Annotated in this window: 8 protein-coding genes; 4 read left to right on the top strand and 4 right to left on the bottom strand. The window is 72.8% G+C overall.

What is annotated here, in order from left to right; all coding sequences use genetic code 11:
* Nucleotides 1–564: 564 nt before the first annotated feature.
* Both ACLZOT_RS43220 and ptsP read left to right on the top strand, forming a co-directional pair.
* The gene (locus tag ACLZOT_RS43220; RefSeq protein WP_416974710.1) at nt 565–1,014 is read left to right on the top strand and encodes a PTS sugar transporter subunit IIA; all 450 of its coding nucleotides are present in this window, start codon (nt 565–567) and stop codon (nt 1,012–1,014) included.
* A 96-nt stretch (nt 1,015–1,110) separates the two neighbouring features.
* Nucleotides 1,111–2,781 (top strand): phosphoenolpyruvate--protein phosphotransferase, encoded by a 1,671-nt coding sequence (gene ptsP / locus ACLZOT_RS43215; RefSeq protein WP_416974709.1) that lies wholly within the window; start codon nt 1,111–1,113, stop codon nt 2,779–2,781.
* 85 nt (nt 2,782–2,866) lie between these two features.
* Here the strand turns inward: ptsP and ACLZOT_RS43210 are convergent, their stop codons facing one another.
* Nucleotides 2,867–3,763, bottom strand: a complete 897-nt coding sequence (locus ACLZOT_RS43210) for a hypothetical protein (protein ID WP_416974708.1) — start codon at nt 3,761–3,763, stop codon at nt 2,867–2,869.
* A gap of 28 nt (nt 3,764–3,791) precedes the next feature.
* Nucleotides 3,792–5,072: an MFS transporter gene (locus tag ACLZOT_RS43205; RefSeq protein ID WP_416974707.1), complete on the bottom strand. Its 1,281-nt coding sequence runs from the start codon at nt 5,070–5,072 to the stop codon at nt 3,792–3,794.
* A gap of 45 nt (nt 5,073–5,117) precedes the next feature.
* On the opposite strand from ACLZOT_RS43205, the gene ACLZOT_RS43200 reads away from it, so the two are divergent.
* Nucleotides 5,118–6,437: an aminotransferase class I/II-fold pyridoxal phosphate-dependent enzyme gene (locus ACLZOT_RS43200; protein ID WP_416974706.1), complete on the top strand. Its 1,320-nt coding sequence runs from the start codon at nt 5,118–5,120 to the stop codon at nt 6,435–6,437.
* Nucleotides 6,438–6,458: 21 nt separating this feature from the next.
* Here ACLZOT_RS43200 and ACLZOT_RS43195 read toward each other — a convergent pair whose 3' ends face one another.
* Nucleotides 6,459–8,426 carry an acetoacetate--CoA ligase gene (locus tag ACLZOT_RS43195; protein ID WP_416974705.1) on the bottom strand — a complete coding sequence of 656 codons (1,968 nt, stop codon included), beginning with the start codon at nt 8,424–8,426 and terminating at the stop codon, nt 6,459–6,461.
* A 179-nt stretch (nt 8,427–8,605) separates the two neighbouring features.
* Between ACLZOT_RS43195 and ACLZOT_RS43190 the strand changes: the two genes are divergently transcribed.
* Nucleotides 8,606–10,999 (top strand): TIM-barrel domain-containing protein, encoded by a 2,394-nt coding sequence (locus ACLZOT_RS43190; protein ID WP_416974704.1) that lies wholly within the window; start codon nt 8,606–8,608, stop codon nt 10,997–10,999.
* Here ACLZOT_RS43190 and ACLZOT_RS43185 read toward each other — a convergent pair.
* Nucleotides 10,990–11,526 (bottom strand): NUDIX domain-containing protein, encoded by a 537-nt coding sequence (locus ACLZOT_RS43185; protein WP_416974703.1) that lies wholly within the window; start codon nt 11,524–11,526, stop codon nt 10,990–10,992. The two genes, ACLZOT_RS43190 and ACLZOT_RS43185, sit on opposite strands and share 10 nt — an antisense overlap.
* Nucleotides 11,527–11,528 lie beyond the last annotated feature (2 nt).

Raw genomic sequence — 11,528 nt, 5'->3', positions numbered from 1 at the left:
GCATTCACAGCCGGTAGGACGGGGTATCAACTAATCTGGCGTTGATTTTTGGCACGCTGTTGAGTTCTCAAGGAACGAACGCTTCCTTTGTACTCACCCTCTCGGGCTTTCCTCCGGGCTTTTCCCTTCGGCCTTGCTTTTCCGACTCTATCAGATCTTTTTCCGATCCGATTTCCTCGGTGCTTTCCAGGTTTTCGCTTTCGCGTTTCCCTTTCCGGCGGTTCCGACTTTATCAGGTTCTCCGGGTCTCCCTGACCACCGTTCTGCGGGCATGCAAAACGAAGCCTTGGGATAAGGAGTCTGAGCTAGTTGGAGGCTGCTCGGAGCAGGACACGGGACCGCGTCGCTCGCCCTCAAGCAGGAGTACGACTGTACACGCGGCTCCAGACGGCGTGCAAATCCATTAGAGTGATGGTCTGGACCACTGGTCTAGACCTCAGATCCGGAACTCTCGTGCGGAACCGGTACTACATATGACATACGCTGCTTCACAGTGCACTGCCGGAGACAGGCAGTGACGGTCCATGTACAGCTCCATCTCCTCCACCCCCTGGGAGGCACTCCGTGACCACCGTGACGTCCCCGCTCGCAGGACGCGCCATCGGATTGGCCGCCGTGCCCGATCCGGTCTTCTCCGGGGCCATGGTCGGCCCGGGTACGGCGATCGACCCGGTGCGTGAGCCTTCCGAGGCCGTCGCCCCCGTGGACGGTGTCGTCGTCTCTCTCCACCCCCACGCGTTCGTGGTGGTCGATGCCGAGGGACACGGTGTCCTCGTCCACCTCGGTATCGACACCGTGCAGCTCAACGGGCAGGGCTTCGACCTGCTGGTGAACAAGGGCGACACCGTGACGCGCGGACAGGCCGTCGTGCGCTGGAACCCGGCGGCCGTGGAAGAGGCGGGCAAGTCCCCCGTGTGCCCGATCGTGGCGCTGGAGGCCACGGCCGACTCCCTCGGCGGCGTACGCGAGGATGGCGATGTGAAGTCCGGGGACGTTCTGTTTTCCTGGCAGTGACACAACAGCAGTGACACACCGGTTGTAGGCCGACGGCCGGTGGACAGGCACGACCATCGCGGCGGCGGGTGCCGTCGCACTATCGGAGACGGTGAGATGGAGACAACGCTGCGAGGCGTCGGTGTGAGCCACGGTGTGGCGATCGGCCAGGTACGGCACATGGGGACGGCGGTCCTGGAGCCGCCCGCCAAGCAGATCCCGGCCGAGGAGGCGGGGCGCGAGCAGGGCCGTGCCCGTCAGGCCGTGGACGCGGTGGCGGCCGATCTGACCGCGCGCGGCAATCTGGCCGGCGGCGAGGCCCAGGCGGTCCTGGAAGCCCAGGCGATGATGGCGCAGGACCCCGAGCTGATGGCCGACGTGGACCGGCGGATCGCCGTCGGCAGCACAGCCGAGCGCGCCGTGTACGACGCCTTCGCCTCGTACCGCGAGTTGCTCGCGGGCGCCGGTGAGTACCTCGCCGGGCGGGTGGCCGACCTCGACGACGTACGGAACCGGATCGTCGCGCGGCTGCTGGGGGTGCCGATGCCCGGGGTGCCGGACAGTGACGAGCCGTATGTGTTGGTGGCGCGGGATCTGGCGCCGGCCGACACGGCGTTGCTGGATCCGGCGCTGGTGCTCGGGTTCGTGACCGAGGAGGGCGGGCCCACGAGTCACAGCGCGATTCTGGCGCGGGCGCTCGGGGTGCCGGCCGTGGTGGCGCTGCCGGGTGCCGGGGAGCTGGCCGAGGGTGTGGTGATCGCCGTGGACGGGAGTTCCGGTGAGGTCTTCGTGGAGCCGGGTGAGGAGAAGAAGGCGGAGCTGACGGCCGCTGCCGCCGCGCGGAAGGCGGCGCTGGCCGCGTCGACGGGGCCGGGGGTGACCGCCGACGGGCACAAGGTGCCGTTGCTGGCTAACGTCGGTGGTCCGGCGGACGTGCCGGCCGCTGTCGCGGCGGGGGCGGAGGGCGTCGGGCTGTTCCGTACGGAGTTCCTGTTCCTGGACGACAGCAAGAAGGCGCCGTCGCGGGAGAAGCAGGTCGAGGCGTATCGGCAGGTGCTGGAGGCGTTTCCCGAGGGCCGGGTCGTGGTGCGGGTGCTGGACGCGGGTGCGGACAAACCCCTGGAGTTCCTGACGCCTGCCGACGAGCCGAACCCGGCGCTGGGTGTGCGGGGGCTGCGGTCGCTGCTGGACCACCCTGATGTGCTGGAGACGCAGCTCGCGGCGTTGGCGGAGGCTGCCGAGGGGTTGCCGGTGCACCTTGAGGTGATGGCGCCGATGGTGGCGGACCGGGCGGATGCGAAGGCGTTCGCGGACGCGTGCCGGGCGGCGGGGCTGCGGGCGAAGTTCGGGGCGATGGTGGAGATCCCGTCGGCGGCGCTGCGGGCTCGGTCGATTCTTCAGGAGGTCGAGTTCCTGTCGCTGGGGACGAACGACCTGGCGCAGTACACGTTCGCCGCCGACCGTCAGGTGGGTGCGGTGTCGCGGCTCCAGGATCCGTGGCAGCCGGCGCTGCTGGATCTGGTCGCGCTGTCCGCGGAGGCCGCCGGGGCGGAGGGCAAGAGCTGTGGTGTCTGCGGTGAGGCGGCGTCGGATCCGTTGCTCGCTTGTGTGCTGACCGGTCTGGGGGTCACCTCGCTGTCGATGGGGGCGGCGTCGATTCCTTATGTGCGGGCGGCGCTGGCTAAGCACACGCTGGCTCAGTGCGAGCGGGCCGCCGCGGCGGCGCGGGCCACGGACAGTGCGCAGGAGGCGCGGGCCGCGGCTCAGGCGGTGCTGTCGGGCGAGTAGTCGGGGGTCTTCTCCTCCCTCTGTTTCTGGTGGGGGGTGTCCCGCCTTCGGGTGGGGCACCCCCCTTCGTCGTGCGGTGTGCGGGTCAGTGGTGGTGGTCGGTCGGGGGCAGGGGGTCGTCTCCGAGGTCGGGTGGTGCGCAGTAGTCGACGTCGGACTCGGGGGCGATCAGGTCGCCGGATTCGGCGTCGGTGCAGTAGGCGTCGAAGACCTCGGCGGCGGTGAGGGGTTCGAGGTTCTCGCCGCGCAGGCGCCAGCCGTGGACGCGGTCGCGGGTGCCGGGGGCGGTGAGGCGCAGGACGAGGCCGCCGGGGCTCTGGGTGGCGATGCCGAGGGCGAGGACGGTGGTGAACTCCAGGGCCTCGGCCTCGTCGAGCCGGGTGGTGCCGTCGGGGGTGGATTCGGCGTGCAGGACGGCGATGAGGGTTTCGGGGGCGGTGGAGACGCTGCACACGAGGTGGCGGTGGCCGGGTGGGGCGGTGTCGAGGATGCGGGTGAGGAGGGCGGAGGCGCGGGTGAAGGCGGCGCGGCCGATGTCCTCGCCGCAGGAGGCGCAGGCGCCGAGGCGGGCGAGGAGGGTCGCGGCGTACTCCCAGGTCGCCCGGCGGACGGCTTCGTCGACGAGGGTGGGGACGAGGTCGGCCAGAGGGCCTCCGTCGTAGGCGACGGTGGGGCCGGTGGCGGCGAGTTCGGCCGTGTAGCGGCCTCGGGTCTGCGGGGTGTCGGGGTCGAGGCCGTGGTCGGCGCAGTATTCGGCGTAGTCCTGGGGGTCGAAGAGGGCGAGGGTGGTGTGGGTGCCTTCGGCGGCGCGGGTCTTGAGGACGGCTTCGACCTGGCGGAGGTAGGTGGTGTGGTCGTCGAAGGTGAAGGTGCGGTAGCGGCGCATGGCGCGGAAGTCGTGCTCGTCGGTGAGCAGGCCGATGGTGCCCGGGATCTCGCGGCGCAGGGCCCGGCGCTGGGTTCGCTGGTCGGTGTGGGTCATGGTTTCCCCCTGTGTGCAGAGCGTTCGATCAATGCTCACTCACAGTAACCGGCGGCACTGACAATCGGGTTTGTGCGAGCCGGTCTCGGACGATGCGGTGCTGGATTGCGCAGGTCAGGGCGATGGCGGTGCCGAATGCGGCCCAGCCGAGGGGGCCGGTGGCGATGGCGGCGGTGACGGCGAGTGGTCCGACGGTGCGCTGGGCGGACTGGGCGAGGCCGTGGACGCCGAGGTAGGCGCCCTGGGCGGTGTCGGGGGCGAGGGCGACGGAGAGTTCCCAGGAGACGGTGGCGTGGAGGATCTCGGCGAGGGTGAAGGCGGTGGCCGCGGCGGTGAGCAGGAGGGTCGCGGTGACGGGTCCGCCGCCCGCGGCCAGGGCCATGGCGGCGCCGCCGACGGCGAAGGCGGCCGAGAGCGGGAGCAGGAGGGCGCGGGCGGCTTCGGTGGTGGCGCCGAAGCGGGCCATGGGGACCTGGAGGGCCACGACGAGGACGTTGTTGAGGACCATGAGCAGGGGGGCGAGGCCGTGGGGTGCGCTGTCGAGGTGGACGATCCACAGCGGGAGGCCGACCTTGAAGACGGCGTCGTCGAGGAAGAGGACGGCTTCGGTGGCGACGTAGGCGAGGTAGGTGCGGTCGCGCCAGGGGCCGCGGGGCCGGGCCGTGGGGGCCGGGGTGCCGGAGCCGGAGCCGGTGACGGTGCGGGCGGGTGCGGCGGGTTCGCCGCAGCGCAGGGTGAGCAGGGCTACGGCGGCGAAGGAGAGGGCGTCGCCGAGGAGGAGCCAGCGGTAGGCGGCGGTGCCGGCGAGGGCGAGGCCGAGTGCTGCCACGAGGCCGCCGATGGCCCAGCCGGCGTTGGCGACGGTGCGTTGGACGGCCTGGTAGCGGACGCGGTCGGGGCCTGCGACGCGGGCGGCGTAGAGCTTGGTGAGGACGCTGCTCGCGCGGTCGCCGAAGCCGCCGAGGGCGGTGAGGGCGAGGAGGAGGGCGAAGTGGTCGGTGGCGAGGAGGCCGAAGGAGGCGGCGGCGCGCAGGAGTTGGACGGCGACGAGGACGCGGGTGAGCGGGAACCGGTCGGCGAGGAGGCCGCCGCTGGGTGCGCCGGCGATGCCGAGGGCTCCGGCGACGGCGGCGAGGGTGCCGACCTCGGCGAGGGAGAGGTGGGCGACGTAGGTGAAGTACAGGACGGAGACGGTGGCCCACAGGCCGCTGCCGATGCGGTCGACGAGGGCGATGACGACCATGCGGCGGCCGTCGGGGCCGCCGGGTATGCGGGGTTCTCCGGTGGTTTTCCGGCGTGTCGGCGCCATGGTTCCCCCTTGCGCGAAGTTTTGTATTGATACATAATGTCGAATGTGGCAACACAATATGCGATCACGGGGACGACGGCCAAGGAGATCGCCGCGTCCGTGGAACGAGGCGTGTCCGACGGCTCCTTGGGGCCGGGCGCGGCCCTGCCCCCCGTACGGCGGCTCGCGGACGTGCTCGGGGTGAGTCCCGGGACGGTCGCCACCGCCTACAAGGAACTCCGCGCGCGGGGCATCGTGGTGACCCGGGGGCGTGGCGGGACCGTGGTGGCGGAGGTGCCGTCGGTGGCGCCGCGCCGGCCGCCGAAGGTCCCTGAGGGCCTGCGGGACCTGGCCGGCGGTCATCCCGACCCCGCGCTGCTGCCCGGTCTGGTGCCGCCCTCGCGCCTCTCCCCCGGCGCCCGCTCCCACCGCGCGACACCGAGGCTGGCCCGCCTCGAAGAGGCCGTACGGGACTGGCTCGGGCCGGACGGGGTGCCCGTGGAGCACGTGACGTTCGCGCACGGGGCGCTCGATCTGATCGCCCGCCTGCTCTCGGTCGAACTGCGCCCCGGGGACGCGGTCGCCATGGAGGACCCCGGGTACCACCACCTCCTGGACCTGGTCGCCGCTCTGGGGCTGCGTGCCGTGCCCGTCGCCGTGGACGACGAGGGGGTGCGGCCCGATGCGCTGGAGGCGGCGCTGCGCGCGGGGGTGCGGGCGGTGGTGTGCAGCCCGCGCGCGCAGAACCCGTACGGCGGGACCTTCACCCGCGCGCGCAGGGACGCGCTCGTCGGGGTGCTGCGGACGGCGCCGGACGTGCTGGTCGTGGAGAACGACCACGCCTCCGAGGTGGCCGGGGCGCCCCTGTGGACGCTCACCGACGGCGGGCTCGCGCGCTGGGTGCACGTGCGGACGGTGAGCAAGTTCCTCGGCACCGACCTGCGGTTGACGGCGGCGGCCTGTGACGCGACGACGCTGGCCCGGCACGACGGGCGGCTGCTGCTGACCTCGGGCTGGGTGAGTCACCTGCTCCAGGAGACCGTGCACAGTCTGCTGACCGACGACGCCACCCGCGCGCTCGTCACGCACGCGCGCGAGGCGTACGCGCTGCGCAGGACGGCGTTGCTGCGGGAGCTGTCCGCGCGCGGGATCGAGGCGCACGGGGTGAGCGGGATGAACCTGTGGGTGCCCGTGCGGGACGAGTCGGCGATCGTGAACGGGCTGCGCTCGCGCGGCTGGTGGGTCGCGGCCGGGGCCCGGTTCCGGCTGGCGGCCCCGCCGGGCGTACGGATCTCGGTGGCCGAACTCGAACCCGCCGACGGGGCGCTGCTGGCCGCGGACTTCGCCGGGGTGCTGGGCGAGTCCGAGGCCACCTACGGGGGCTGAGAGGGGCCGTCAGGGGCGTTCTCAGGCGCGTTTGCGGCCGAGGTCCTCGTAGAAGCCCAGGAGGTCCAGGTTGTCGATGGAGCCGGGGTTGACGGCCTTCTCCAGCGGGGTGCCCTGGAGGAGGCGTTTGACGGGGACCTCGATGCGCTTGCCGGTGAGGGTGTGCGGAATGCCGGGGACCTCGATGACCTCGTCCGGGACGTGGCGCGGGGAGAGCTGTTCGCGCAGGGCGCCCTTGATGCGGCCGAGGAGGTTCTCGTCGAGGACGGAGCCGGGTGTCAGGTGCACGAAGAGCGGCATCCAGTAGCCGCCGTCGGCCTGTTCGACGCCGATGACCAGGGATTCCTTGATCTCGGGGAGGCGTTCGACGACCTCGTAGATGTCGGCGGAGCCCATCCGTACGCCCTGCCGGTTGAGCGTGGAGTCGGAGCGGCCGTGGATGATCACCGACCCGCGCGCGGTGACGGTGATCCAGTCGCCGTGCCGCCAGACGCCGGGGTAGGTGTCGAAGTAGCTGTCGTGGTAGCGGCTGCCGTCGGGGTCGTTCCAGAAGCGGATCGGCATGGACGGCATGGGGTTGGTGACGACGAGTTCGCCGACCTCGTCGATCACCGGACGCCCCTCGGGGTCCCACGCCTGGAGGTCGGTGCCGAGGCCGGGCGCCTGGAGTTCGCCCGTGTACACCGGGAGGGTGGGGACGGCGCCGGCGAAGCAGGAGCAGACGTCGGTGCCGCCGCTGACGGAGGCGATCCAGGTGTCGGCGCCGACCTCGTCGTGCAGCCAGCGGAAGCCGTCCGGGGGCAGCGGGGAGCCGGTGGTGGCGACGCACTGCACGCGCGTGAGGTCGTGGTCGCGCGCGGGGTGCACGCCGGCCTTGCGGCAGGCCATCACGTACGCGGCGGAGGTGCCGTAGAGGGTGGCGCCCGTGCGTTCGGCGACGCGCCACTGGGCGCCCGTGTCGGGGTATCCGGGGCTGCCGTCGTACAGGACGACCGTCGTGCCCGTGAGGAGGCCCGAGATCAGGAAGTTCCACATCATCCAGCCGGTGGACGTGTACCAGAACAGGACGTCCTCGGGGCCCAGGTCGCAGTGCAGGCCGAGCTGTTTGAGGTGTTCGACGAGGATGCCGCCCTGGGACTGGACGATCGCCTTGGGCAGGCCGGTCGTACCGGAGGAGTACAGGACCCACAGGGGGTGGTCGAAGGGCACCTGTTCGAAGACGGGGTCCTCGTCGCCGTCCGTGAGGGAGGCCCAGTCGAGGGCTCCCTCGGGTGTCTCGGTGCCCAGGAGGGGGATGTGGACGACCGCGCGCAGGGTGGGCAGTTCGCGGCGCAGTTCGGCGACGGTCTCGCGGCGGTCGTGCTCCTTGCCGCCGTAGCGGTAGCCGTCGACGGTGAACAGGACGACCGGTTCGACCTGCTGGAACCGGTCGAGGACGCTGCGGGCGCCGAAGTCGGGGGCGCAGGAGGTCCATACGGCGCCGACGGCGGCCGAGGCGAGCAGGGCGACCGCCGCCTGCGGAACGTTCGGGAGATAGCCGCTCACGCGGTCTCCCGGGCGCACTCCGAGGCGGCGCAGGGCGGCGGCCAGGGAGCCGACCTGGCGGCGCAGTTCGGACCAGGTGACCGGGCGGGGTTCGTGGGTCTCGTCGACGTGCAGGAGGGCCGGTTCGTCCGGGCGGACGGCGGCGTGGCGCAGGGCGTGTTCGGCGTAGTTGAGGGTGGCGCCGGGGAACCACTGGGCTCCGGGCATCGTGCGGTCGCCCAGCACGCGTGTGCAGGGCGTCGAGAAGCGGACGTCGAACCACTCGGTGACGGCCGTCCAGAACGCCTCGGGTTCGGCGACGGACCAGGCGTGCAGGGCGGGATAGCCGCCGGCCGCGGGAGCGCCGTGCCGCTCGGCCGCCCGGACCTGGAACTTCGTGACCTTCGCGCGGGCGATACGCTCGGCGTCCGGCTGCCAGAGCGGCCGAGGGTTCAGGGTCGACATGGGGCGGCTCCCGGGCTGTGCGCGTGAGGGCGGCGGCTGACACGGACGATGCCATGTGATCGACTTCTGCACCAGGGTGCGCCCCGCCTCGGCGGTGTCGTGACGTCCTGATCCCGTCGCGGGTGAACGGAAGTTGAACGGCACCCGCGCGGGGAGCGACAAGTGGCAGGGTGAGCAGCATGGACGGTCGTGACCTGGTGCGTTCGAGGAAAGTGGCGGGTTCGTCGGTGGGGGCGGCCCAGCGGTTGCGCACCGTACGCGCGGCGTGGCGCAGGAGGCGCGCGGACGCCTCCGGGCTGCCGCCGCGGGGCGCGGAGCGGGCGCGGGTGCCCGGGGCCGTGCGGGAGGCCCGGCCGGGGCCCGGCGGGGGCGTCGTGCGGTTCGAGCGGTCCGAGCTGCGGATCATGGTGGCGGTCAACGGGGCGGTGTTCTGGGGCTGGGACGGCGCGGAGCCGGAGCCGTCGTACGCGCTCGCGGGGGCACCGGAGCCCGACCCGCGCGCGGTGCTGGAGCCGGACAAGGACGGCGGCTGGCGGGTGGTCGCGGAACGGGTGACGGTGTCGGTGTCGCGGCACGGCGCGATCGAGGTGTGCACGCCCGGGGGTGTGGTGCTGCGGCGTGATCTGCCGCCGCGCTGGTGGGATCCGGTGGACGGGGGGCCCGCGCGCTGGATGCAGCGTTCGGAGGTGGCGGCGGACGCGCGGTTCTTCGGGCTCGGCGGGCGCGCGCAGGGGCCGCGGCTGCGCGCGGGGACGTACCGGCTGTGGAACACCGATCCGGGCGGCTCGTTCGGGCCGGGGGACGATCCGCTGTACCTGACGATGCCGGTGCAGGTGGTCGTCGCGGACGCGGGCACGCACATGGTGTTCCACGACACGTCGTGGGACGGCACGGTGACGCTCCGGGAGGGCGAGGAGGGAGCCGGTTCGGGGCACGACCGGGGCGGGTCGTGCGAGGTGCGGGCGGAGGGCGGTCCGCTGCGCTGCTGGGTCGTCGTCGGCACGCCCGCGCGCGTGCTGCTCGGTTGGGCGTCGCTGACGGGGGCGCCGGCGCTGCCGCCGTCCTGGGCGCTCGGGTACCACCACGCGCGCTGGGGGTTCGGCGGTGAGCAGGAGGTGCGGCGGATCGTCGCGGGCTACCGGGAGCACGGGCTGCCGCTGGACGCCGTCCATCTGGACATCGACCACTTCGACGGCCATCAGGTGTTCACCGTCGACCAGGAGCGGTTCCCGAAGCTGCCGCAGCTCGCCGAGGAGCTGCGGCGGGACGGGGTGCGGCTGGTGTCGATCGTCGACCCGGCGGTGCGCGCGGAGCCCGGCAACGAGGTGTACGACGCGGGGGTGGCGCTGGACGCGTTCGTGCGGGATGCCTCCGGGCGGGTCGTGCGCGGGGTGGTGTGGCCCGGGGAGTCGGTGTTCCCGGACTTCACGCACGCGCGGGTGCGCGTCTGGTGGGGCGAGCTGTACGCGGAGCGGCTGGCGCTGGGGTTCTCGGGGTTCTGGCACGACATGAACGAGCCGACGTCGTTCGCGGCGTTCGGGGACACGACGCTGCCCCGTTCGGCGCGGCACGCCCTGGAGGGGCGCGGCGGGGACCATCGCGAGGCGCACAACGTGTACGCGCTGTGCATGGCCGGGGCGGCCTACGAGGGGCTGCGGACGCTGGTGCCCGAGGAGCGGCCGTTCCTGTTCTCCCGGTCCGGCTGGGCGGGCCTGCAGCGGTACGGCGGGACCTGGTCGGGGGACGTCTCCACGGGCTGGCCGGGGCTGCGGGCGTCGCTGGCGCTGGTGCTGGGTCTCGGGCTGTGCGGGATCCCGTACTCGGGTCCCGACATCGGCGGCTTCGACGGGAGTCCCTCGCCGGAGCTGTACCTGCGCTGGTTCCAGCTCGGCGCGTATCTGCCGCTGTTCCGTACGCACGCGGCGATCAGGGCGGGGCGCCGGGAGCCGTGGGAGTTCGGTGCCGAGGTGCTGGCGCACGCGCGCGAGGCGCTGCTGGAGCGGCGGCGGCTGTCGCCGTACTTCGTGACGCTGGCGCATCTGGCGCGGCGGACCGGGGCACCGTACGCGCGCCCCTTGTGGTGGGGTGCGCCGGAGGACCGGGAGCTGCGGGACTGCGAGGACGCCTTCCTGCTGGGCGACTGTCTGCTGGTCGCCCCGGTGCTGGGGCCAGGCGTGGACCGGCGCGCGGTGCGGCTGCCGAGGGGGCGGTGGTACGACACGGCGACGGAGCGGGCGTACGAGGGGCCGGGGCAGGTGCTGGTGGAGGCGCCGGCCGGGCGGATCCCGGTGCTCGCGCGCGCGGGTGCGGTGATCCCGGTGCGGGGCGCGGACGGCGGCCTGGAGCTGGAGGTGTGGGCGCCCGCCCGGGGGCGGACGGGCGGCGGCCTGGTGGTGCGGGACGCGGGCGACGGCTGGGACGAGCCGGAGATCGAGTGGTACGTCACCCGTTGGGAGGGACCGCGGGTCGTCGTCGAGCGGGAGAGCCGTGAGGACCGGGAGGACGACGGCGTGCTCGAACCGTCCCACCCGGTGCGGCTGCGGGGTCTGGGCGAGCCGCGGGCTCAGATGTAGCGGCCCTCGAAGAAGGCCCGTACGGCGACGGTGTGCAGCGGGAACGCGAGTTCCTCGGGGCGCCGCAGGAGCTGCCAGCCGTCCGTCTCGTCGGTCGCGGCGGAGGCCGGCAGGCGGTCGGCGGGGCGCTCGGGGAGCAGGCCGAACAGGAGCAGGTGGCCGTCGGGGGAGCTCATGGCGTCGGCGAGGCGGACGTCGCGGCTCGCCGCGTCGATGCCCGTCTCCTCCTTGAGCTCGCGGACGACGGCGTGCTTCCAGTCCTCGCGGTCGTCGACGTAGCCGCCGGGCAGGGCGATGCCCCCGCGCGCGGGTTCAACGGTCCGCTGGATGACGACCAGGGCGGTGCCCAGGGTGTCGTACACGGGCTGGAGGGCGATGCCGACCGGCAGGGGGTTGCGGTAGTGCACGGTGGAGCAGGCCGGGCAGATGCGGGGCCAGCCGGTGACGCCCTCCCCGTAGGGGGCTCCGCAGCTCGAACAGTGGCTGTCCCGTGCGGAGTTCGAAGTGGTGTGCTGAGTTTGTGACACGC

The organism is Streptomyces sp. 4F14, from assembly GCF_048159485.1.
In the GTDB taxonomy this organism is placed as follows: Bacteria; Actinomycetota; Actinomycetes; order Streptomycetales; family Streptomycetaceae; genus Streptomyces.
The sequence above is the reverse complement of the archived record's forward strand: the minus strand, read 5'-3'. Positions and strand labels throughout refer to the sequence as shown.